At 65.1% G+C, this 22,499-nt stretch carries 23 protein-coding genes; 14 read left to right on the plus strand and 9 right to left on the minus strand.

Annotated features, from left to right (window positions below):
• Window position 1: 1 nt before the first annotated feature.
• Together sufT and GEV37_RS13670 are read left to right on the plus strand one after the other, a co-directional pair.
• Window positions 2–571, plus strand: coding sequence for a putative Fe-S cluster assembly protein SufT (sufT, locus tag GEV37_RS13665; protein ID WP_227390823.1), 570 nt, complete (start codon window positions 2–4; stop codon window positions 569–571).
• 17 nt (window positions 572–588) lie between these two features.
• Complete coding sequence (locus GEV37_RS13670; protein ID WP_227390824.1) at window positions 589–1,389, plus strand: SanA/YdcF family protein; 801 nt, start codon at window positions 589–591, stop codon at window positions 1,387–1,389.
• On the opposite strand, the gene GEV37_RS13675 is transcribed toward GEV37_RS13670, so the two are convergent.
• The 4 genes from GEV37_RS13675 to GEV37_RS13690 form a co-directional block, all read right to left on the minus strand.
• Window positions 1,386–1,832 (minus strand): hypothetical protein, encoded by a 447-nt coding sequence (locus tag GEV37_RS13675; RefSeq protein WP_227390825.1) that lies wholly within the window; start codon window positions 1,830–1,832, stop codon window positions 1,386–1,388. The two genes, GEV37_RS13670 and GEV37_RS13675, sit on opposite strands and share 4 nt — an antisense overlap.
• 88 nt (window positions 1,833–1,920) lie before the next feature.
• Window positions 1,921–2,829 (minus strand): 30S ribosomal protein S6--L-glutamate ligase, encoded by a 909-nt coding sequence (gene rimK, locus GEV37_RS13680; protein ID WP_227390826.1) that lies wholly within the window; start codon window positions 2,827–2,829, stop codon window positions 1,921–1,923.
• A 41-nt stretch (window positions 2,830–2,870) separates the two neighbouring features.
• On the minus strand, window positions 2,871–3,311 hold the full coding sequence (locus tag GEV37_RS13685; RefSeq protein WP_227390827.1) for an ATP-dependent zinc protease family protein: 441 nt from the start codon (window positions 3,309–3,311) through the stop codon (window positions 2,871–2,873).
• 85 nt (window positions 3,312–3,396) lie between these two features.
• Window positions 3,397–4,434 (minus strand): DUF3549 family protein, encoded by a 1,038-nt coding sequence (locus GEV37_RS13690; protein WP_227390828.1) that lies wholly within the window; start codon window positions 4,432–4,434, stop codon window positions 3,397–3,399.
• A gap of 258 nt (window positions 4,435–4,692) precedes the next feature.
• Here GEV37_RS13690 and GEV37_RS13695 point away from each other — a divergent pair, with 258 nt between their 5' ends.
• On the plus strand, window positions 4,693–5,025 hold the full coding sequence (locus tag GEV37_RS13695) for a YqcC family protein (protein ID WP_227390829.1): 333 nt from the start codon (window positions 4,693–4,695) through the stop codon (window positions 5,023–5,025).
• A 61-nt stretch (window positions 5,026–5,086) separates the two neighbouring features.
• Here GEV37_RS13695 and putP read toward each other — a convergent pair whose 3' ends face one another.
• The 4 genes from putP to GEV37_RS13715 all read right to left on the minus strand — a co-directional run bounded on the left by putP (window position 5,087) and on the right by GEV37_RS13715 (window position 11,288).
• Entirely contained in the window at window positions 5,087–6,577 is a 1,491-nt protein-coding gene (gene putP, locus GEV37_RS13700; protein WP_227390830.1) for a sodium/proline symporter PutP, read from the minus strand.
• A 129-nt stretch (window positions 6,578–6,706) separates the two neighbouring features.
• Window positions 6,707–9,898, minus strand: coding sequence for a bifunctional proline dehydrogenase/L-glutamate gamma-semialdehyde dehydrogenase PutA (gene putA / locus GEV37_RS13705; RefSeq protein ID WP_227390831.1), 3,192 nt, complete (start codon window positions 9,896–9,898; stop codon window positions 6,707–6,709).
• Window positions 9,899–10,049: 151 nt separating this feature from the next.
• On the minus strand, window positions 10,050–10,898 hold the full coding sequence (locus GEV37_RS13710; protein WP_227390832.1) for an AraC family transcriptional regulator: 849 nt from the start codon (window positions 10,896–10,898) through the stop codon (window positions 10,050–10,052).
• A gap of 30 nt (window positions 10,899–10,928) precedes the next feature.
• On the minus strand, window positions 10,929–11,288 hold the full coding sequence (locus GEV37_RS13715) for a hypothetical protein (protein WP_227390833.1): 360 nt from the start codon (window positions 11,286–11,288) through the stop codon (window positions 10,929–10,931).
• A 353-nt stretch (window positions 11,289–11,641) separates the two neighbouring features.
• Between GEV37_RS13715 and GEV37_RS13720 the strand changes: the two genes are divergently transcribed.
• The 8 genes from GEV37_RS13720 to GEV37_RS13755 all read left to right on the plus strand — a co-directional run bounded on the left by GEV37_RS13720 (window position 11,642) and on the right by GEV37_RS13755 (window position 17,986).
• Window positions 11,642–12,175, plus strand: coding sequence for a YqaE/Pmp3 family membrane protein (locus tag GEV37_RS13720; RefSeq protein WP_227390834.1), 534 nt, complete (start codon window positions 11,642–11,644; stop codon window positions 12,173–12,175).
• Between the two features lie 78 nt (window positions 12,176–12,253).
• A complete protein-coding gene (locus tag GEV37_RS13725) occupies window positions 12,254–13,123 on the plus strand; it encodes a carboxylate/amino acid/amine transporter (protein WP_227390835.1) in 870 nt (289 codons plus the stop codon).
• Window positions 13,124–13,226: 103 nt separating this feature from the next.
• On the plus strand, window positions 13,227–14,150 hold the full coding sequence (locus tag GEV37_RS13730; protein ID WP_227390836.1) for an NAD(+) kinase: 924 nt from the start codon (window positions 13,227–13,229) through the stop codon (window positions 14,148–14,150).
• Entirely contained in the window at window positions 14,150–15,124 is a 975-nt protein-coding gene (locus GEV37_RS13735) for a metallophosphoesterase (RefSeq protein ID WP_227390837.1), read from the plus strand. The genes GEV37_RS13730 and GEV37_RS13735 overlap by 1 nt, the downstream gene beginning before the upstream one ends.
• 229 nt (window positions 15,125–15,353) lie before the next feature.
• Window positions 15,354–16,205 (plus strand): rhomboid family intramembrane serine protease, encoded by an 852-nt coding sequence (locus GEV37_RS13740; protein WP_227390838.1) that lies wholly within the window; start codon window positions 15,354–15,356, stop codon window positions 16,203–16,205.
• 37 nt (window positions 16,206–16,242) lie between these two features.
• On the plus strand, window positions 16,243–16,527 hold the full coding sequence (locus tag GEV37_RS13745; protein ID WP_227390839.1) for a YeaC family protein: 285 nt from the start codon (window positions 16,243–16,245) through the stop codon (window positions 16,525–16,527).
• Complete coding sequence (locus GEV37_RS13750; RefSeq protein ID WP_386111542.1) at window positions 16,520–17,368, plus strand: DUF2797 domain-containing protein; 849 nt, start codon at window positions 16,520–16,522, stop codon at window positions 17,366–17,368. Before GEV37_RS13745 ends, GEV37_RS13750 begins: the two co-directional genes overlap by 8 nt.
• 192 nt (window positions 17,369–17,560) lie before the next feature.
• The gene (locus GEV37_RS13755) at window positions 17,561–17,986 is read left to right on the plus strand and encodes a CopD family protein (RefSeq protein WP_227390840.1); all 426 of its coding nucleotides are present in this window, start codon (window positions 17,561–17,563) and stop codon (window positions 17,984–17,986) included.
• 41 nt (window positions 17,987–18,027) lie between these two features.
• On the opposite strand, the gene GEV37_RS13760 is transcribed toward GEV37_RS13755, so the two are convergent.
• A complete protein-coding gene (locus tag GEV37_RS13760) occupies window positions 18,028–18,489 on the minus strand; it encodes a DUF2231 domain-containing protein (protein ID WP_227390841.1) in 462 nt (153 codons plus the stop codon).
• A 38-nt stretch (window positions 18,490–18,527) separates the two neighbouring features.
• Here GEV37_RS13760 and coxB point away from each other — a divergent pair, with 38 nt between their 5' ends.
• From coxB to GEV37_RS13775, 3 genes are read left to right on the plus strand one after another with little or no spacing between them, the layout of a single operon-like run.
• Window positions 18,528–19,595 (plus strand): cytochrome c oxidase subunit II, encoded by a 1,068-nt coding sequence (coxB, locus tag GEV37_RS13765; RefSeq protein ID WP_227390842.1) that lies wholly within the window; start codon window positions 18,528–18,530, stop codon window positions 19,593–19,595.
• Complete coding sequence (gene ctaD, locus GEV37_RS13770; protein WP_227390843.1) at window positions 19,592–22,135, plus strand: cytochrome c oxidase subunit I; 2,544 nt, start codon at window positions 19,592–19,594, stop codon at window positions 22,133–22,135. The genes coxB and ctaD overlap by 4 nt, the downstream gene beginning before the upstream one ends.
• 3 nt (window positions 22,136–22,138) lie before the next feature.
• A complete protein-coding gene (locus GEV37_RS13775; RefSeq protein ID WP_227390844.1) occupies window positions 22,139–22,495 on the plus strand; it encodes a hypothetical protein in 357 nt (118 codons plus the stop codon).
• Window positions 22,496–22,499 lie beyond the last annotated feature (4 nt).

The following is a 22,499-nucleotide window of genomic DNA, read 5'->3' on the forward strand; positions in this document are numbered from 1 at the left end:
TATGGATATCGAGCAAGTCGCGAGCCTCACGCGCGGCCAGAAATTGCCGCTGCAGCGCGACGTCGAGGCGATCGCCATTCCCTTCGGCACCGTCCAGACTCTGGCCGAGGACAGCGAGATCAGCGTGATGCAGGCCAAGGGCAGCTCGGTCAGCGTGGGCTTCGAAGGACGCCTCTATCTGATCGAGGGGCGCCATCTGGATGCGCTGGGGCTCGAGCCGTTGCCGACGCCGACCCTCGACGAGTCGGCCTCCGAGGCGGAAATCGAGGCGTTCGTCTGGGATCAGCTCAGAACCTGCTTCGACCCGGAGATCCCTGTCAACATCGTCGATCTGGGGCTGGTCTACGGCTGTCGGATCGATCGCTTGATCTCGGGTGAGCGCATGGTGACCGTTCGCATGACGCTGACCGCACCCGGCTGCGGCATGGGCGAGGTGATCGCCGCCGACGCGCGCAGCAAGATTCTCGGTGCACCGCAGATTTCGAAGGTGCATACCGAAATCGTCTTCAGCCCGCCCTGGAGCCGGGACATGATGAGTGATGAGGCCAAGCTTGAGCTCGGGATGTTCTAAGCCGTGTAAATCGCGCGATGCCTAGCCAGGTGATACGCGCGATCAAGTGGGTATTGATGGCGCTGGCGGCCTTGGGGTTGCTGGCGGCCTTCGTGTTCGTGGCCTGCAACCTCTGGGTACTGGCGAGCACCGCCCGCTATATCGACAGCCGGGTCGAGCAGTGCCGCCCGGGCGACGTGGCGGTGGTGTTCGGCACCTCCAACTGGACGCGCAGCGGGCTCAAGAATCCGCATTTCAATGCTCGCATGCGTACCTCGGCGAATCTGATCCATCGCCTCAGCGTCAATCACCTGCTGCTTTCCGGCGACAACCGAACCCAGGCCTACAACGAGCCGCGCGCCATGTGGCGAGAGCTGCACCGGCGCGGCGTGCCTTCCCATCAGATGACGCTCGATTTCGCCGGCTTCAGCACCTACGACACGCTGGCGCGCGCGCGTGACGTCTTTCAGCTCGAACAGGCGGTGCTGGTGACCCAGAGTTGGCATCTGCCGCGGGCGGTCTATATCGCGCGTTCACTCGGCATGGAGGTCACTGGCTGCGTGGCGGAGCAGCGCCATGTGGCGGGGGAGTGGCGGCTGCGTCTGCGCGAGGTGGCCGCCCGGGTCGCGACGCTGGGCGATCTCTACCTGTGGGGCCGCAAGCCCTACTTTCTCGGGCCGGTCGAGCCCATCGAGCTGATCGACGAACGCGTCGATCAGCTCGCGCCGGTGCCGCTGGTCTACCGCGTGCCGCTGTTCGAGACCGCGCTGCCCCGAGAGCCCGACGGCGAGCATGCCACCGAAGAAGGCATCGACACGCCGGGGCCGGGGCGCGACTAGCGCTTGGTGCGCTGCTTCTGCAGGTTGTAGAGCTCGCGAATCAGCTGGCGACACGCCTTCATGCACTCGTCGATGACGGGCTCGATGGGCTCGGGCAGCGGGTGGGTGAACAGGGTGGAGAGCGCCTGCATTAGTACGCGTTCCTGCTCCAGCAGCTCGCCGATCAACACCTGGCTATCGTTGCCCACGAAGCTTTTCAGGCGGCTCCAGAGCCACAGGAAGTCGTCGCGCTCGACGTCGGCATCGCGAGGCAGCATCTTGAGGTGGGTACGCGCCAGCGCCTGCAGGGTGCGCATCTGCTTCAGGCGTTCGGCATAGTAGGGTTTCAGCGCGTCGCGCAGCGAAGGGCGCAGGCGTTCGAGGTTGTCCTGGAAATAGTCAATACTGTCGGCCAGCGCTTCCAGCACGCTGTCCATCGCCACTTGGCGATTATCAAGAAACATGAGCGTCTACCTCCTTCGGTGACGCAAATTGTGGCGGGGGTGGCGCTCTTTTGCCACCCCTTACGCGGATTATTTTCGACGTTCAGCCTTAGCCTTTAGGCTTGGGCGGTACCTTTCGCGTGGCGGTAGCGTTCTTCTCGATATGCTCGATGATCATCCCGGCGATGTCCTTGCCGGTTGCGGTCTCGATGCCCTGAAGCCCTGGCGATGAGTTGACCTCCATGATCACCGGGCCGTGGTTGGCGCGCAGCAGGTCGACGCCTGCGACCTGCAGCCCCATCGCCTTGGCGGCGCGGATCGCCGTCGAGCGCTCCTCCGGGGTGATGCGGATGACGCTGGCGGTGCCGCCGCGGTGCAGGTTGGAGCGAAACTCGCCTTCGGCGGCCTGGCGCTTCATGGTGGCGACCACCTTGTCACCGATCACGAAGCAGCGAATATCCGCCCCGCGCGCCTCCTTGATGTACTCCTGCACCATGATGTTGGCCTTCATGCCCATGAACGCCTGGACCACGGACTCGGCGGCCTGGTTGGTCTCGGCGAGCACCACGCCGATGCCCTGGGTGCCCTCCAGAAGCTTGATGACCAGCGGCGCGCCCTTGACCATGGTGATCAGGTCGGGGATATCGTCCGGCGAGTGGGCGAAACCCGTGATCGGAAGCCCGAGCCCCTTGCGGGACAGAAGCTGCAGCGAGCGCAGCTTGTCGCGCGAACGGGTGATGGCCACCGAGTCGTTGACCACGTAGGTGCCCATCATCTCGAACTGGCGCAGTACTGCGCAGCCGTAGAAGGTGATCGAGGCGCCGATACGCGGGATCACCGCGTCAAAGCGTTCGATCTCGGCGCCCTTGTAGTGGATCGACGGGTGGTGGGCGGCGATACTCATGTAGCAGCGCAGCGTATCGACCACCCGTGCCGTATGACCGCGCGCTTCCGCGGCCTCGATCAGCCGACGAGTCGAGTAGAGGTTGCGGTTACGCGATAGCAGGGCAATGTGCATTCAAAACTCCGGGCTAAAAGGGTGACGCGTCTTGGAAATAGTCAGGGTTCGCCGTGCAGGAAGGCGGCACCCGGGGCGACCAGCAAGCGGCGCATGGCGCGACGCCCGAGAAGCATGGGGTGGCGCATGTTGCTGCGGTCAGTCAGCGTCAGCTCCACGGGAAAGTGGAGGTCGCCAAGCTGCATGGGCGTTCGAATCACGTAGCGCCACTCGCTGTGACCGTTGGAGCTGGTGACGCGCCGGCGGTCGTGCAGATGCAGGGTATAGCGGTGTCCCGGGGTATCCGGGCCGCCGCTGTGGGTGATGAAACTGATCCAGAGCTGGCCGCTGGCGTCCTCTTCGGTGGTGATCTCCTCGGCGTGAAGGGCAGAGGTGCGCGCGCCGGTATCGGCCTTGCAGCAAAGATGAAGCCCGAGCTCGGGCAGCGTGACCATCTCGCGCCGCCCGATGACGGCTTTCGCCTGGTAGGGTAGTTCCTTCACGGTTGCTCCTTACGTGCAGGTCATCCGCGCGGCGCGATGGTCGGCATCACGCCTGGCGATGAAAACGAAATCCGCTGTATCAACGTTAGTGGCGCGGGGCGATATTCGCCAGCCGCGCATGGACCGATCCGCCCTCGGGGGCATCGCGCAAGGTCATCAGTACCAGCAGCCTGAGGCGGGGAATCAGCGCGATATCGCGGACCACGTCGGCGAAATTGGCCTCGGGGCGCTCGGCGAGTCGCATCAAGAAGAGCGGCAGGCGCGTGGCATCTTCCAGAAGCGTCCAGCCGCGCCCGGCAATGGCAGCCAGCAGATCCGGCCCGCAGGCGGCGGTATCCTCGAGCAGACTCTGGTACCAGGCGCCGACGGCGTCCTGCAGGCTTGCACCCACGCCGCGCACGCAGGCGCACAGGGTTTCGACGTCGCCGGTGCGCGCGGCGCGCTCGCCCCGGTCGATCAGCGCAGTGACCAGGGCGTCGCTCGGCGCGCAGTGCTCGAAACACAGACAGAGCGCGCGAATCACTTCGGCGTCGAAGCGCTCTTCATCTATCAGGCGCGCCAGGGCGTCTTGCGCGGCGGCGTCGCTGCGCACGGCGAAGTCCGCCACGCCCTGAAGCCCCAGCGCTTGCCAGTCGATGCTCTGCTGGCCGCTCAGGTAGGCCTCTACCGGCTCGAAGTGCTGGCTGGCGGGAAGACTCTGGTCGGCGGTGGCGCGAGCGTTGAGCATCGCCTGGAAGGACAGGCTCGGCGTGAAGGCCAGCGGGTTGTCCTGCATGAAATGCTCGACCTGGGCGGTCTCGTCCTGGCCCAGCGTCGCGACGTTGCGCCCCAGCGTCTCCACCAGGCGATTCAAGAAGCCGTCGCGCGAAGCGGGGGAGAGCAGGCCCAGCTCGTCCAGCGGCAGGGCCAGAAACCAGACCGCCGGCTCCGCCATGTCGCCGATACGAAACAGCGCGGCGATGCGCGCCTGGCCCTGCCAGGGCTCCGGCCACGGCTGCTCGCCGCGCTCGAAGCCCGCCAGCGTCTCGGGGGGGCAGGGCGCCACGCGCCGGCCCATGTGATAAAGCGCCACTTCGGCGCCGCTTCGCTCGAAGAATTCACCGAGCGTGTTGAGTGCTTGCATAGCTACCTTCCCTTTCGCAGGCCTGCACTCTACCTTGAGCGGCGCATACTGTCAGCCTCGTTGGGCGATCAAAAAATGAACAAGTCGCGAGAGCGCCCGTCTCGGCTGGCGCTACGCCACCTTTCCAGAGTTTATCCACAGCCTCTTGCAGGTTTTCTGTGAATCTGTGAGTAACCGAAGGAGGACCTGCACGCATGGCAACCCAGAGCCAGAAAGGCGATAATGAGCGCTTCATGCACTTACTTTCCCAAGGAGCTTATGAGCGTTCATCAATCGCTTGCCAAGGCGCTGCTCGAGCTCGAGGCCGCCATGAAGGCTGCCGACCTCTGGCGCATGCCCACCCCCGAGCCTCAGGCCTTCGAAAGCCGCGAGCCGTTCTGCGTCGATACCATGTCGCTGCCCCAGTGGATACGCTTCGTGTTCATCGCAAGGCTCAACGCCCTGGTCGATGCTGGCGCGCCGATGCCCGCCAAGTGCGAGGTGGCCCCCGCCATGGCGGCCTATCTCCAGCAGGAGAAAAAACGCGCCAGCGACCAACTGCTGGTCGTCCAGGCCGTCGAGCGCGTCGACACGCTGGTCACCGAGAACTAGTCGCGTGCCAACTGGGCATCAAAAAGGCCGCCCGAAGGCGGCCTTGGAGCTGCGAGAGCGCTCAGCGCTCGATGTGGCGATACTCTTTGGCATCGGCGGTGGCGCGGCTGACCACCACGATGGCGATCAACGAGGCGATGAAGCCGGGAATGATCTCGTAGACGCCGGCCCCCCCCAGGAACTCGGCGTTGTAGCCCAGCGCGATCCAAATCATGACGGTCGCCGCGCCTACCACCATCCCGGCGATGGCGCCGGAGCCGTTGGTGCGCTTCCACATCAATGACAGCAGAATCAGCGGACCGAAGGCCGCGCCGAAGCCGGCCCAGGCGTTGCTGACCAGCCCCAGTACCTGAGACTCCGGGTCCGAGGCGATGATCGCTGCGACGATGCCCACCAGCGCCACGCTGATTCGGCCCACGGTCACGGTCTGCTTCTCGGAAGCGTTCTTGTTCAAGAAGAGCCGGTAGAAGTCCTCGGTGAGCGAGGAGGAGGCGACCAGCAGCTGGCTCGAGATGGTGCTCATCACCGCCGCGAGCAGTGCCGCGTAGAGGAAACCGGTGATCAAGGGGTGGAACAGCAGGTCCGCCAGGATGATGAAGATCGTCTCGGGGTTGTCCACGGTCATGCCGTTACGCACGGCGTAGGCGCGCCCGAAAAGGCCCAGTGACACCGCGCCGATCAGCGAGATCGCCATCCAGCTCATGCCGATGTTGCGCGCCGTCGGCACGTCCTTGAGGCTTCTGATCGCCATGAAGCGCACGATGATGTGCGGCTGGCCGAAGTAGCCAAGCCCCCAGGTCACCGCCGAGAGCCAGCCGATGAAGGTCAGCCCCGCCGTCCAGGAAAGCAGCGTGGGATCGACGCTGTTCAAGGTTTCAGACGCCTGGGTGAAGCCGCCGCCGCCTTCGCCGAACAGCACCACCGCTGGCATGATGATCAGCGCCAGCATCATGATGCAGCCCTGCACGAAGTCGGTCAGGCTGACCGCCAGGAAACCGCCCACCACGGTGTAGATCAAGACCACGCCGAGGGTGATGATAATGCCGGTGGCGTAGTCACTCAGCCCGCCGATGTCGATCACCCCGGCAAAGGCGCTCTCGAACAGCCGCCCGCCGGCGACCAGGCCCGAGGCGGTGTAGACGGCGAAGAAGACCACGATGACGATTGCCGACACCGTGCGCAGCGACAGTGCCCGGGTCGGGAAGCGATTGGCCAGAAACGCCGGGATGGTGATGGCGTTGCCGTAGTGCACCGTCTGCTCGCGCAGGCGCGGCGCCACGAGAAGCCAGTTGAAGAACGCCCCGATGAACAGCCCGATGCCGATCCAGGCCGAACCGAGCCCGGAGACGAACATCGTCCCGGGAAGCCCCAGCAGCAGCCAGCCGCTCATGTCCGAAGCACCGGCGGAGAGCGCGGCCACCTTGGGACTCAAGGTGCGTCCGCCCAGCACGTAGTCTTCCGAGGTCGAAGTGGAGGTGCGCATGGCATAGACGCCAATGCCGATCATGAGCGCGAAGTATGCGAAAAGACTGATCCAGACGCCGATATCCATAGAATTTCCCCTGTTGATCGAATTCAAAGTTCGACACGACATGTTGTTGTTGGCACGCAGGTCGCTGCCTGGCACCGATTTACTTCACCCCCGCAGGGGGTGAGTGTCAAGGTAGCGCGTTCGGCGCGGCTATTCGTCGCCCAGTGCCAGCAGCGACGCATTGCCGCCCAGCGCTGCCGTGTTGTTGGTGACGGTCTTCTCGGTGACGAAGCGCTGCAGGTAGTGCGGCCCGCCCGCCTTGGGCCCGGTGCCGGAAAGGCCCTGGCCGCCGAAGGGCTGCACGCCCACCACGGCACCGATGATATTACGGTTGATGTAGACGTTGCCCACCCGAATGCGCCGGGCGATCTCGGCGGCCAAGGATTCGTTGCGGCTATGCACGCCGAAGGTCAGTCCGTAGCCGCGCCCGTTGATGGCATCGATCACCCGATCGATGTCGCGGGATTTGTAGCGCACGATGTGCAGTATTGGTCCGAACTGCTCGCGCTCCAGCGCCTCGATGCCGTCGATGACGAACGCCACCGGCGCCACGAAGGTGCCGTTTTGCGTATGCTCGGCGGCCATCGAGGCCTCGGCGACCAGCCGGCCTTCGTCCTTGAGCGTCTGGATGTGCGCCAGAAGCCCCTTGCGCGCGTCCTCGTCGATCACCGGGCCAACGTCGGTGCCCAGATCGCGCGGGTCGCCGATGTGCAGCTCGTTCATCGCCCCCTTGAGGATCTCGATCACCCGATCCGCCACGTCGTCCTGAAGGTAGAGTACTCTGAGCGCCGAGCAGCGCTGGCCGGCGCTCTGGAACGCCGACTGGATCACGTCGACCACCACCTGCTCCGGCAGGGCGGTGGAGTCCACGATCATCGCGTTCATGCCGCCGGTCTCGGCGATCAGGGTCGGCAGTGGCGCGTTCTCGCGGGCGGCGAGCGCGCGGTTGATGATCTGCGCGGTATCGGTGCCGCCGGTGAATACCACGCCGGTGATGCGCGGATCCGAACTCAGCACGCTGCCCACGGTCGGGCCGTCGCCGGGCAGAAGCTGCACCACGTCGCGCGGCATGCCGGCTTCATGGAGAAGCTCGATGACCCGGTGAGCGATGATCGAGGTCTGCTCCGCGGGCTTGGCGAGCACGGTGTTGCCGGCCACCGCCGCGGCGACGATCTGGCCGCAGAAGATCGCGACAGGGAAGTTCCACGGGCTGATGGCGGCGAACACGCCCTTGCCGCCCATGGTCAGGCGGTTGGACTCGCCGGTCGGGCCGGGCAGCTCGATCACCTCACCGAACGACTCCTCGGCACGCATGGCGTAGTAGCGGCAGAAATCCACCGCTTCCTTTATCTCGTCGACGCCGTCGGTCAGAAGCTTGCCACCTTCGCGGCAGCACAGCGTCATCAGCTCCGCCATGTGCTCTTCCATCAGATCTGCCATGCGGCGCAGAATCGCGGCGCGCTCGGCAACCGGCGTGGCGTCCCAGCGCGGGAAGGCTTCCCAGGCGGCATCGACGGCTTGCCTTGCCTGCTCCTGGTTCGTCCACTGTACCGTGCCCACGCTCTGGCCACGGTCAAACGGCGACGTCACCCGGTGGGTGTTGGCGGCATCTTCCTTGACCTCGACGGCGAGCAGCGGCTTGACCGGGTACTGCTTGTCCATGAATGAGGCCATCTTCTCCATCAGCGGCTCATAGTGGCTTCGGATGTTCAGGTTCACCCCGCGCGAGTTCTTGCGCTTGGGCCCGTAGATGTCTCGGGGCTGCGGAATGCGCGCATTGGCGAAGGTCTTGTACTGCTTGAGCGTCTCGACCGGGTGTTGACAGAGCCACTCGACCGGCACGTCCGGGTCGACCAGCTGGTGGACGAAGGAGGAGTTGGCGCCGTTTTCGAGCAGTCTTCGTACCAGGTAGGGGAGCAGGTCCTTGTGGGCGCCGACCGGGGCGTAGATACGGCAGTAGGTACCGTCCGGTGCGCGCGTCAGGGCGGCGTCGTAGAGCGCTTCGCCCATGCCGTGCAGACGCTGGAACTCGAATGGCCGACGATGGCGATTGGCGAGCTCGACGATGGCGGTGACGGTATGCGCGTTGTGGGTGGCGAACTGCGGAAAGATGCGCCCGCGGGTGTCTTCCGAGAGCAGGAACTGGGCGCAGGCGAGATACGCCACGTCGGTGCACGCCTTGCGGGTGTAGACCGGGTAGCCGTCGACGCCGAGCTGCTGGGACTCCTTGATCTCGCTGTCCCAGTAGGCGCCTTTCACCAGGCGCAGCGGAATCTCGTCGCCCTGGAGGTCCGCCAAGCGATTCAGGTAGTGCAGCACCGGCAGGGCGCGCTTGGAGTAAGCCTGCACCACCAGACCGAAATGCCCCCAGCCGCGGGCCGCGTCACTTTCGTAGATGGCGCGGAACACCTCGAGCGAAAGCTCCAGGCGATCGACCTCCTCGGCGTCGACGGTCAGCGCCACGTCGAGCTCGCGGGCGCGGCGCACCAGTTTCACCACGGTGTCGACGAGTTCGGCGAGCACCTGCTCGCGGCGGCCGAATTCGTAGCGCGGGTGCAGCGCCGAGAGCTTGATCGAGACCGAGGGCTTGGGCGTCTTGTCGCTCAGCCGCTGAGAGGTCTTGCCGACGGCCTCGATGGCCCGAGCGTAGTCGTCGAAGTAGCGCTTGGCATCATCACGGGTGCGCGCGGCTTCGCCGAGCATGTCGTAGGAGTAGGTGTAGCCCTTGTTGAACAACGGCTTCGAGCGCTTGAGCGCCTCGTCGATGTTGCGCCCGAGCACGAACTGCTTGCCCATTATCTTCATCGCCTCGACCGTGGCGCGGCGAATCACCGGCTCGCCCAGGCGGTTGACCATGCGGTTGATGAAGGTGGCGGGCTGGCCTTCCCGCGGATGGTCGAGCTTGAGTACCCGACCGGTCATCAGAAGTCCCCAGGTCGAGGCGTTGACCATCCACGAATCGCTCTTGCCGACGTGGGACTGCCAGTCCGCCGGACCGAGCTTGTCCTCGATCAGCGCGTCCGCCGTGACCTTGTCGGGGATGCGCAGCATCGCCTCGGCCAGGCACATCAGCATCAATCCCTCGTGGGTATCGAGGCTGTACTGCTGCAGGAGCTCGTCGATGGTATCCACGGCGGTATCCATCTTGCGCACGTCGCGCACGAGTTCGGCGGTACTGCTGCCGATGCGCTCGAAGTCCTCGCGACCCACGTCGAGCACCTTGATCAGCTCATGGACGTAGCTGTCCTCGTCGACGATGTAGTGGTCGCTGACGGTGGCGAGCAGCGTGTCGAGGTCGGTTTGCCAGACGGCAGGATCACGCATTTTCTTGGCGTTGAGCATTGTGGCCCCCGGTATCTGAGAGAGGAAAAAACTGGTGGTCTACCCGATGACGAACGAATGTAGAGCGCCAGGCGCACGGTTGTATGTCTGTTTCATGGCAAAACGTGTCAATTTCACGGCAAGCGCGGCGTATCGTCACATTCTCTCCCGATCAGGGATCATGCGCCGAACCGGTAGAGCGGCGCTTGCCCAGCGCCCGGCGAGACGTCCGGGCGGCGCCTTCGACATCGAGCGCGGTCGCGTCTTCCTGACGCAGCGAGCGCGGCGAAAGCCCGTAGCTGCGTCGAAACGCGTGGGAAAGCGCACTCTGGTTGGCGAAGCCCGTCTGGATGGCGATGTCGGTCAGCGGCATCCGGCTTCGGGTGATCAGCTCGCGCGCGGCGTTCAAGCGCTTGCGACGCACGTACTGCCAGGGTGAAAGCCCCGTCTGGCTGCGAAAACGTTCGGAAAAATGGGCCTCGGAGAGGCAGGCGATGCGGGCAAGATCCGCCACCCGCAGCTCGTCGGCCAGGTGGGTGGCGATGAAGCGGTCGATGGGAGCGAGATCCAGCCGGCGCCGGCTGTCGGCGAGCGGCGCGGTGAGGCGCGCCTTCAGGGCGCCGAGCAGCGTGGCGGCCAGCCGGTCGGGCTGGTGCGTGTCATTGCCGTCGCGCCCTTGGAGCAGTTCGCTTTCGACGAACGCCAGATAGTGGCGAAGCGAGCCATCGAGGGCGAAGAAGCGCGGGGCGTCGAACAGCGCGATCAGCTCGCGGTGCTCGCCGGTCAGCGCCGGGGCGAGCTCCGGAAGATCGAATATCAACTGGCGATTGTAGCCCTGACCCGAGTAGTAGTGCTCGTGGTTCGCCGGCACGATGCAGCCGGAGAAGGCGTTGACCCGCCCGCCGAGCCCCTCGATCTCGAACTCCGAGGAGCCGCACAGGGTGATCACGATCTGGTGGAAGTCGTGGGCGTGGTGCTTGACCGCACTTTCCAGAGGAATCTGGCGAATGGTGCTGAACATGGACGGCTCCCTCTACGAAAGCGCAACGCCTTACGAGCGGCGCAGCGCGGTGTGGGCGGCGAGATGATCGCGCAATGCCTTTAGCTCTTGCTGGCCGGTGGTGTTCAGAAGTGGCTTGCCCCGGGCGATCTGCCAGCGGCGCCCGTGCTGGTCCATCAGGTGCGCTGCGCGGCGGCGAACGCCGTCGAGGTATTCGTCGTGGCGGATCGGGTAGCCGATCAAGGCGTTCCACTCCGTCTCGCCGACCCGGCTCTCCAACGCCTTGTCGAAAAGGGCGAGCAGATCCTTCGGCTCGGTTCGATAGCGTGGCGTGCTGGCCGTCATCAGGATGACCAGCACCGAGCCGATCACCACGACGCAGACGCCCAGCACCAGTAGATACAGCGCCATGGAAGGCTCCTCAACCGTTTTGCAGGCCCGGTTCGGGGGCATCACAAACAAAAAAAGACGAAAACTTGGCCCCGTCGAGAACTTTTTTCCAATTCACTGTCAGATAGTGTACAGGCAACGCGCGATAGCAGTCGCTAGAAGTGTTGCACTGGCTTCTTTTTCGATCCCTTGCTTCCGCTGCCTCCCGGCAGCGGTTTTTTTTGGTTCGTATATAGTACGTCCATTTCCTGCGCGCTGCACGACCGGGGCGTTCTGCCGCGTCGCTCGGTAAGCGCTATAGTACGCGGTGATGATCAGCGCTGCCTGCGGCAGACCCCAATGGTACGAGCAACGCCTTCACCAAGGAGCAATATATGGATGCCCGCGAATACATGACCCGCAAGGGCGTTGGCGTCGAGCGTGACCCCGACCGGCCCAATACCCTCGAAGAGAAAGCCTGGGCCCGTGCCCGTGGCGCCGGCGGCGATCGGCCGAAGTCCGGCACTCCCCACGACTGGGAGGACTGGGAGCGTTATCACGGCGAGCTTGCCGATGCGGCCGACACCCTCGAGCAGAAGATCGACAAGCAGGCCCACCGCAAGGCGCGCGAGCGTGGCGAGCGCGCTGCACCCGCCGCGCCCGCCACTTCCAAGCAGGGGGCGGTCGGCCACTTTACACCGCCGGCCAGATCCGCCGCGCCCCAGGTGGAAACGCCGGCGGCTTCACCTGTGGGGCAGGACTCGGCCGGGCTGAAAGCCGCCTATGCCGCGCTTGCGGTATTGCTGCCGCCGCTCGGTGTAGGGCTCGCCGGCGCAGGTTCAAGGCGCATTGCCATCGCGCTGGTGTTGACGCTGCTCGGCTGGCTGCCCGGGGCGCTCTATGCACTGGTGTGGATAATGCGCCGTTAACCAAGTGCTGGTTTTGTGTTTACCTTGACCTGCTTCGCTGATAATCTCCGTCAACTCTTTTTTATATGAAGGTTGACTATGAGCTATCTGGTCGGGGTCACCGCCCTGTGGGCGTTTTCGTTTTCGTTGATCGGGGTCTATCTCTCCGGCCAGGTAGACAACCATTTCGCTGTGCTCCTGCGCGTGGCGCTGGCACTGCTGATATTTCTGCCCTTTCTGCGCCCATCGCTTCTTAGTGGCCGCGAGCGTCTGGCGCTGATGGGCCTTGGCGCGCTCCAGCTCGGTTTGATGTATACCTTCTTCTACCACTCCTTTCTGCTGCTCTCGGTACCGGAGGTACTGCTGTTCACCATCTTCACGCCGGTCTACATCGCTCTGCTCGACGATCTGCTGTTCAAGCGCTTCACGCCGATCTACCTGATCACGGCACTTCTGGCGGTGATCGGCGCGGGGGTGATCCGCTTTGACGGGGTGGATAGCGGCTTCTGGCTGGGTTTTCTGGTGGTGCAGGGGGCGAACCTGTGCTTCGCCCTCGGGCAGGTCGGCTATCGTCGCCTGGTCACCGTGCGCGCGGCGGCGCTGCCCTGGCACAACGTGTTCGGCTGGTTCTTTCTCGGGGCGCTGGCGGTTGCGCTCCCCGCGTTTCTGCTATTCGGCGATCCCCAGGCGCTGCCTTCCACGCCCGTGCAGTGGGGTGTGCTCGCCTGGCTCGGGCTGATCGCCTCGGGGGTGGGCTACTTCGCCTGGAACCAGGGAGCGGCCAAGGTCGATGCCGGCACGCTCGCGGTGATGAACAACCTGCTGGTGCCGGCGGGACTGCTGGTCAACCTCTTGATCTGGAATCGCGACGTGGATCTCGCCCGGCTCTCCCTGGGGGGCGCGATCATGCTCGCGTCACTTGCGCTCAATCATTGGTGGCTTGGCCGCAGGCGAATCGCTCCGGCCTGAGACAGTGCTCCAAGGCCTTGATCGAGCGTGCTTTGTCGCGGGCGGATTTGCCCGCACGCGGCGGGGTCTTCATAATGGAGGCTAACGACAGTGAGAGCCGCCCATGCCCACCACGCAAGCGCCAGACATGATTGCCGCCGAAAGCGCGAGACCGTTCAAGACGATCGGCCTGATCGGCCGGCTGGGCAGCGACAAGGTGGCCGATTCGCTCAGGCGACTGGTGACGTACCTGCGCCACCACGACTACAAGGTCCTGGTCGAGGATCGCACCGCCACCATGATTCCCGATCACGGCCAGCCCGAGACCACCCGACGCGTGCTCGGCGAGCTGTGTGACCTGGTCATCGTGGTAGGCGGCGACGGCAGTCTTCTGGGCGCGGCGCGGGCACTGTGTCGCAGCGGCACCCTGATTCTCGGCGTCAATCGCGGCCGGCTCGGCTTTCTGACCGATATCTCGCCGGACGAGCTCGAAACCCGGGTCGGAGAGGTGCTGGCCGGCGATTTCGAGGTGGAGGAGCGCTTTCTGCTCGACGCCGTGCTCTACCGCAACGGCGTGGCGGTGGGCAGCGGCGACGCGCTCAACGAGGTGGTGGTGCACCCGGGCAAGGCGGTGCGCATGATCGAGTTCGAGCTGTTCGTCGATGGCCGGTTCGTCTACAGCCAGCGCAGCGACGGACTGATCGTGGCGACTCCCACCGGATCGACCGCCTACGCGCTCTCCGGCGGCGGGCCGATCATGCATCCCAAGCTCGACGTGATCACGCTGGTGCCGATGTTCCCGCATACGCTGTCGAGCCGGCCGATCGTGATCGATGCGGCGAGCGAGATCCGCATCCATATCGGCGACACCAACCACGCGTACCCGCACATCAGCTGCGACGGCCAGACCCGTGCGGTCGCCAAGCCCGACGACGTGCTGGTCATCACCCGCAAGCCCGCGCGCGTCCAGCTGGTGCATCCGCTGGGGCACAACTTCTTCGACGTCCTGCGCAGCAAGCTGGGCTGGAGCCATCGGCTGGGGGATTGATGAGTCAAGGGTTCGATCTGATCGGTGACGTTCACGGCTGCGGGGCGACCCTGGCCGCGCTGCTCGAGAAGATGGACTACCGCCCGCGCGGCGGCGTCTATCGTCACCCCACGCGTAAGGCGATCTATCTGGGCGACCTGATCGACCGCGGCCCGCGCATTCGCCTGGCGGTGCAGATCGCAAGGCGAATGGTGGAGGAGGGGGAGGCGTACATCGTGATGGGCAATCACGAGCACCACGCGCTGGCCTACACCCATCCGGCCCCCGCGGGCAGCGACAAGCGCTGGCTCAGGGAGCACACCCCGCGCCACAACCGCATCATCGCCGACACCCTCCATCAGTATCGCGACCACCCCGGCGAGTGGGAGGATACCCTGGCCTGGTTCAAGACTCTGCCGCTGTATCTCGAGATCGACGATTTTCGCGTGGTCCACGCATGTTGGGATGCAGCGCTGATCGCGGCCCTCAAGGCGCGTACCGCCAACGGGTGCATCGACGACCGCTTTCTGGTCGAGTCCACCGAGCCCGGCAGCGAAGCGTATCGGATCATCGACCGCCTCACCCGCGGGCCCAGCATCGCGCTGCCGGACGGGGTGGCCATTCACTCCGGCGACGGCTTTACCCGGCAGAGCTTTCGCGCCCATTTCTGGGCAACGAATCCACGCCAGTGGGGCGACGTGGTGTTCCAGCCGGACAACCTGCCCGGACATCTGGACAGCCGGGCGCTGAGCGAGGACGAGCGCGCTCGACTGGGCCACTACGGCCCCGAGGAGCCGGTGCTGTTCATCGGCCACTACTGGTGCGAAGGCATTCCGGCGCTGCCGACGGACAACATCGCCTGTCTCGACTACAGCGCAGTCAAGTATGGCCGGCTGGTGGCCTATCGCCATGACGGGGAGCGCAGGCTCGACGCCGACCGTTTCGTCTGGGTCGACGTTCCCCGCGAGGAAAATCGCCGCACTTCCGTTGGTTAGAATACGATTATTGATCCACGTTATAAGGGGATACACAGAGAAACATCTTTTTTTGAAAATCGCTGAACTAACCCTGTCGTCGGCTATCAGAGTAAGTGTTCCCTTGAATGATCCCTTGCTTTAAACCGGCGGCCCCCTCCGCCGGTTTTTTTATGCCCGAAAGGCGTGCCGTGCACAGACTCCGTTTCGAGGCCAGGCCTCGACGCCCAAGACGCCCAAGGGAGGTGTTATGCATCCTGTGATGCTCCTGCCCGCCGAGACCGACACCGGCGAGCTGCGCCAGGCACTCTGGCACTACCGTATCGGCCACCGATTCACCGAAGAGCGCGATGGCCTGCTGCTGTGGGTCGCCGACCCTCGTCAGCAGGGTGAGCTCGAGGCGCTGGTGGAGCGCTGGCAGCGCGGCGAGGTGCTGGTCGACGGTCCCCGGCCCAAGGGGCGTCAGGCAGGGCAGGGGGCGCGCCTGGTGCGCCGCCTGCCGGTGACCGTCGTGACCATCGGCCTGTGCCTTGTGGTGTTCGCGCTGATGAACACTCTGGGCGACGGCGTGCTGCTTTCGCTCACCATCGTGCCGGTGTGGATCGCCGATAACCAGTTGGTGGCCACGGGTCTTGGCGAGACCCTCGCCTCCGGCCAGGTGTGGCGACTCCTGAGCCCGGCCTTTCTGCACTTCGGCCTGATGCACCTGATCTTCAACCTGATGTGGGTATGGTACTTCGGCCGTCAGGTCGAGGCGCTGCAGGGCAGCAAGGCGATGCTTTTGCTGCTCCTGGTGGCGGGTATTGGTGCCAACCTCGCCCAGTACGCGACCGGTACGGTGCTGTTCGGCGGCATGTCCGGCGTGGTGTACGCGCTGCTCGGCCACGTCTGGCTCGTTTCCCGCCGGCGCCCGCAAAGCGGCTTCTTCGTGCCGCCGATGCTGGTGGTGTTCATGCTCGGCTGGATGGTGTTCACCATGACCGGACTGGCCGACAGCGTGGGCTTTGGCAACGTGGCCAACGAGGCGCACCTCGGCGGTCTGCTCGTGGGACTGGCGACGGGCTGGTATCATTGCGCCAGACACCGCGATCCGGCGCGCTGACCTTCAACCGCCGACCTGAACCAGAGTGGAGTGTTACATGAGTGATATGAGCTTCGAGCGCATGATCAGCCAGATGACCCCGAGCATCTACGAAAGCCTCAAGCAGGCAGTGGCGCTGCGCAAGTGGCCGGACGGACGCTTTCTGAGCGCCGAGCAGACCGAGCTGTGCCTCGAGGCGGTGATTCGCTTCGAGATCGAGAACAACGTCCCCGAGGAGAACCGCGTGGGTTATCTCGAGCGGCGTACCTGCGGGGCCGGCGCCACCGGCGCCGGCGTCTCGCCGGAAATGGCCGGGCTTGGCCGGGACGCGTCGAGTGACTGATCTGCTCGCTCGGGAATCCGCCGTTCGCGGTCAGCTTTCAAGGATGGCGGTCGAGCTCGGCGCGGGGAGCGCACCGGTCGACTACCAGCTGCGTGCCGGCACTGCCCGGGTGGCGCTCAACGAGCGCCTGGGCCAGCCGCTGCGCCTGACCTGGGAGGGGCAGATCAACTGCATCCACTGCGCGCGCAAGACCAACAAGAGCTTCGCCCAGGGCTACTGCTACCCGTGCTTCAAGCGCCTGGCCCAGTGCGACACCTGCATCGTCAAGCCGGAGCTTTGTCACTATTTTCAAGGCACCTGCCGGGAACCCGCGTGGGGCGAGGCGCACTGCTTCACGCCGCACATCGTCTATCTTGCCAACTCCTCCGGGCTCAAGGTCGGCATCACCCGCAAGACCAACATGCCCACGCGCTGGATCGACCAGGGCGCGATCCAGGCGCTGCCGATTCTCGAGGTGGCCACCCGTCAGCAGTCGGGGCTCGTCGAGACGTTGTTCAAGCAGCACGTTGCGGATCGCACCAACTGGCGCGCCATGCTCAAGGGCGAGGTCGCGCCGCTCGACCTGCGTCACGAGCGTGACCGGCTCCTGGCGCTGGTCGAGCCCGGGCTCGACGAGCTGCGCCAGGCGCATGGCGACGAAGCCCTTCGCATCCTGGACGAAACGCCGCTGGATATCCGCTATCCGGTCGAGACCTTTCCCGCCAAGATCGTCTCGCACAATCTCGACAAGAGCCCGGTGGTCGAAGGCGTGCTGCAGGGCGTGAAGGGGCAGTACCTGATGCTCGATACCGGCGTGATCAATCTGCGTAAATTCACCGGCTACCAGGTCAGCGTTGACTGAGCGGCCTAGCAAGCTCGGGAGGAGTTGGCTAAGGTAGAGGGGTGCTCGGACGCATGTCGCCACGCTCAGGTACAAGGGGCGGGCATCGGTACACTCCTTGGCAAAACGTTCATCGACTGGATGGCCTGTTCGGCTGGCCGATTCCTGCTTTCGAGCTGCCCATTACCCTTTTTGCATTGCAAGGACGCCGTGATGCCCTGGTTGAAACTTCTGCATATCGCCGCACTGGTCGTCTGGTGCGGCTCGCTTCTCTACCTTCCTGCACTGCTGAACCATGCGCTGGTCCTGCGCAAGGACGCCGGCTTCGCCCAGGGCACCCCGCCCATGCCGCGCTACTTCTACAACACCGTTGCCACGCCCGCTGCGTTGCTTGCGATCGGCTCGGGTACCTTGCTGTTTCTGCTGCATGGCCTGATGGGCGGTTGGCTGATTCTCAAGCTCGGCGCGGTCGTGGCGATGGTGGCCGCTCACGGCCTGTTCGGCTGGCTGATCCTGCGCCTGGAAATGGGCATCTTCAGCGGCGTGAAGCTGGCGACGCTGGCGGGGCTGATCGTCGCGCTGCTGGGAATTCTCGGTGTGCTGGGCGTCGTGCTGGCCAAGCCCCTGGAATGGGGCTAGCCATGCGGGCGCTTCTTGATGATTCGTTTGATGATTCTCGATCAGTCGTCGACGTCGACCCCGACGGCGTGCTCATAGACGAGCTGGCCGCCGAGCCACCCGGCCAGGGCAATCAAGGCACCGGTCACCAGCGACACCGCCAGGCCCCAGGGCAGGATCGCTTCGGGCGAATTGAGGCGCAACAGCCAGTTGAGCGAGGCCAAGGAGAGCATCACCACCGCGACGATGGCGTGGCTCCAGCCGGTGATCAAGCGGCGAATGCGCGATACCGTCACCAGGTCGATGATACCGGCGATCGAGGCGAACCAGCCGCCGAAGGCGCCCACGCCGGCAAGCCACAGGCCGCTTCGTACCCAGAACGGGTCGCCGGTGTACCAGTAGGCCAGATCGCTTGCCACCAGCGCCATCAGCGCCGCGACGGGAAAGTGAATCATGACCGGGTGGAGCGGATGACCGGCCAGGGAGGCCCGGCTCTTGATGGAGCGTTGCGGAGAGGTTGCCATGATCACTTCCTGTGGGCAGACAATAAGGGAAAGAGTATATGAGGGAACGTAACGGCGCACCGCCCCCAGCCCGTATTCAACGCGTAACGCGACCATGGGTCAACCGGGGGGCGTTAACGCTTTGCTCGGGCGTGCTGCTCGCGCTTTCGGGATGCAGCGGCGATCACTCCATTCTCGACCCTGCCGGCCCCGCTGCGCGGGACGTCCGGATGATCTGGTGGGTGATGCTGAGCTTCGCCACGGTAGTGCTCGTGGCGGTCACGGCGCTGTGGCTCTACACCTTCAAGACGCGCGACGTCAGCCGGACCCCGGCCCAGGAGCGGCGGGTCGCGCGGCGCTGGATCGTCGGCGGCGGCATCGTGCTCCCGGTGGTAACGGTCATCGCGCTGCTGGCCTTCGGCGTGCCGACGGGCAAGCGCATGCTGACCCTGCCGCTGGACGAGCCGCCGGAGGTGATCGAGGTGACCGGCCACCAGTGGTGGTGGGAGGTACGCTACCCCGGCGCCCCGAACGGCGTCGTGGTCACCTCCAACCAGCTGATCATGCCCGCCGGCGAGCCGGTAGACTTTCACGTTACCGCCGCCGACGTCATCCACGGCTTCTGGATTCCGCGCCTGGGGGGCAAGATCGACATGCTGCCCGGGCGCATCAACCGCATTCGCCTGGAAGCGGACGAGCCTGGCGTGTTCGGCGCCCAGTGCGCCGAGCTTTGCGGCGTGGGCCACGCCCACATGCACCTCTACGTGGAGGCGCTGCCGCGCGAAGAGTTCGATGCCTGGCTTGCGGCGCGAAGCGAAGAAGCGCTGGCGGAACTCGCCACGAGCGACCCCGCCTTCGCGTCGGCGCGCGAGAACTTCACCACCTTCTGCGCCAGCTGCCACCGGGTCGCCGGTGTGAGCGCCGGCACGATCGGTCCCGATCTTTCCGACCTGGGCGGGCGCACGATGCTGGGGGCCGGCACGCTGGCCATGGAGGAGGGCGCCGTCTACCAGTGGCTGAGACACCATCAAACGTTGAAACCCGGGAACAGAATGCCGCAACACGATGATTTGGATACCGACACCCTGAGTGGTCTGGGTGACTGGCTGGAGACCCTGACCCCATGACGAGCATCAATCGCGAAGCGACTCCACAGGATCCTCAGCAGCCCGAGGGCGCACAGACGCTGCACGACGACCTGCACGAAATCTGGGGCAATCCCCGGGGCATCAAGGCGCTGACCATCGTCAACCACACCACACTTGGCCTGCGCTTCATGGTCACGGGGATGGTCTTCTTCGTGATCGGCGGCGTGCTGTCGATGCTGATCCGCACGCAGCTCGCCACGCCCGACCAGAACTTCATGACGCCGGACATCTACAGTCAGGTCACCACCATGCACGGCACGGTGATGATGTTCCTGTTCGCCATCCCGATCCTCGAGGGGCTGGCGATCTACCTGATTCCCAAGATGATCGGCGCCCGCGATCTGGTGTGTCCGCGGCTGACGTCGCTTGGCTACTTCTGCTATCTGTTCGGCGGCATCATCCTGAGCTTCAGCATGGTGCTCGAGATGGCGCCCGACGCCGGCTGGTTCATGTACACGCCGCTTTCGAGCAGCGAATACTCGCCGGGGCTGGGGTCGGACTTCTGGCTTCTGGGCATCACCTTCGTCGAGATCTCGGCGCTCTCCGCCGGGGTGGAGATCGTCGTCTCGATCCTGCGTACCCGCACCCAGGGCATGGCGCTGCACAAGATGCCGATCTTCGCCTGGTACATCCTCGCCATGGCGCTGATGATCGTGGTCGGTTTTCCCCCGCTGATCCTCGGCAGCGTGCTGCTCGAGCTCGAGCGCGCCGTGGGCATGCCGTTCTTCGAAGTGGCCGGCGGCGGCGATCCGCTGTTGTGGCAGCACCTCTTCTGGCTGTTCGGCCACCCGGAGGTGTACATCATCTTCCTGCCCGCCGCGGGCATCGTCTCGACCCTGATTCCTGTGTTCGCCGGGCGGCCCCTGGTCGGCTACGGCTGGGTGGTGTTCGCCATCGTCGTCACCGGCTTCATCAGCTTCGGGCTCTGGGTGCACCACATGTTCACCGTGGGCATTCCCCAGCTCGCCCAGGCGTTCTTCTCGGCGGCGAGCATGCTGGTGGCGATCCCCACCGCCATCCAGGTGTTCGTGTGGCTGGCAACGCTGTGGCTCGGCAAGCCGCGCTTCAAGCTGCCGATGCTGTGGATCCTGGGCTTTCTGATCATCTTCGTCTGCGGCGGCTTGACCGGGGTGATGCTGGCGCTGGTGCCGTTCAACTGGCAGGTCCACGACACCCACTTCGTGGTGGCGCACATGCACTACGTGCTGGTGGGCGGCATGTTCTTCCCGCTGATGGCTGGGCTCTACTACTGGCTGCCGCTGTTCTCCGGGCGCATGCCGTCGGAAACCATCGGCCGCTGGGGCTTCTGGCTGACTTTCCTGGGCTTCAACGGCACCTTCCTGATCATGCATTGGACGGGGCTTCTGGGCATGCCGCGGCGTATCTACACCTACGAAGCGGGCAACGGCTGGGAGATCTTCAACCTGCTCTCGTCGATCAGCGGCTTCGTGATGTCGGCAGGCATCGCCATGGTGCTGATCGACATCGCGTTGCACTTCAAGTTCGGCAAGCCCGCCCAGCACAATCCGTGGAAGGCGGACACCCTCGAGTGGGCCAACGCCATGCCGCCGAGCGCCTACAACTTCGTCAGCCTGCCGAAGATCGATACCCGCCACCCGCTGTGGGACAATCCGGACCTGCCGCGCACTATGGCCGAAGGCAAGCACGGGCTGGCCGTCACCTCCCACGGGCGTCGCGAAATGTGGGGCACCGATTCGATCACTGGCAAGGTGCGCGAAATCATCCACCTGCCGGGCAACTCCTGGTGGCCGTTCTTCGCAGCCCTCGCCCTGGCCGTGGTGTGCGTGAGCCTGCTCACCCGGGTTTACGCGCTGGCCGGCGTGTTCGTGATCATCGCCGGGGTGTTCTTGCTGCGCTGGTCCTGGGAGAACGGCGCACATCCGAAGGCGGCGCCGGACGCCGAGGTGCGCAAAGGCGACCCGCCCCTGCACTCACGCACCATGAGCGGTCCCGGCGTCTGGGCGATGGCCACGTTCTCGATCGCCAATGGCTCATTCTTCCTCTCGTACCTGTTCGGCTGGTTCTACCTGTGGACAGTATCACCGCAGTGGCGCATGCCGGAGGTCTCGCCGCTGTCGCTGGTCGTGCTCGTCGCGGCCGGCGTGGCGATGACCCTGGGCGCCGGGGTGATGGAGCGCCTGGTGCGTGGACTACGCGTCAACCAGGATCGCGGCCTGGCCCGCGGCTTCTACATGAGCGCGCTGCTGGGGGCGGCTCAGGTGGGGCTGGTGCTCTGGTCGCTGTTGACGGCAGGGCTCGAACCGACCCGCACAAGCCACGACGCGGTGCTGCTGGTAGGGCTCGTCTATGCGCTGTTCCATGGGGCGCTTGCCATGATTCTCTCCGCCATGCAGGGGCTTCGCGTGCGTCACGGCTACGTGGGACTGCACGCGCCGTTCGAGCCGGCGGTCGTGGTCATCCTGTGGCGCTACAACGTGGTGACGTTCTGGGTGCTGGTCGGCGCGCTCGGCGTGCTGCCTCGGGTCATTGGAGGCTAGACGATGGAAACCGCATTCAAGCGACTGTACCTGGGACATCCGGCGCATCTGGTCGTGGGGCTCACGCTCTGGAGCATCTGGTTCGTGGCGGTGTACGGGGGGCTATCGGTGGCCTGCGCCGTGGCGCCCCCGGCGCCGGCGCAGGGGGCCTGGACCGGCCTCAACCTGGGGCTCGGGCTTTTCAGCCTGCTGATCACCGCCTTGCTGGCCTGGCTGACCTGGGCCGGCTGGAAGGCGGGGCGCGAGCTCACCGGTCGGCCGCGCTTCAACGCGCTGGTGTCCGCCGGGCTCTATCTCTTCTCCGCGCTCGGGGTCGTCTTTACCGGCATGCCGATCATCGGCGTGCCGCCCTGCCTGTGAGTTC

Source organism: Vreelandella malpeensis, assembly GCF_020622355.1.
Taxonomy (GTDB): domain Bacteria; phylum Pseudomonadota; class Gammaproteobacteria; order Pseudomonadales; family Halomonadaceae; genus Vreelandella; species Vreelandella malpeensis.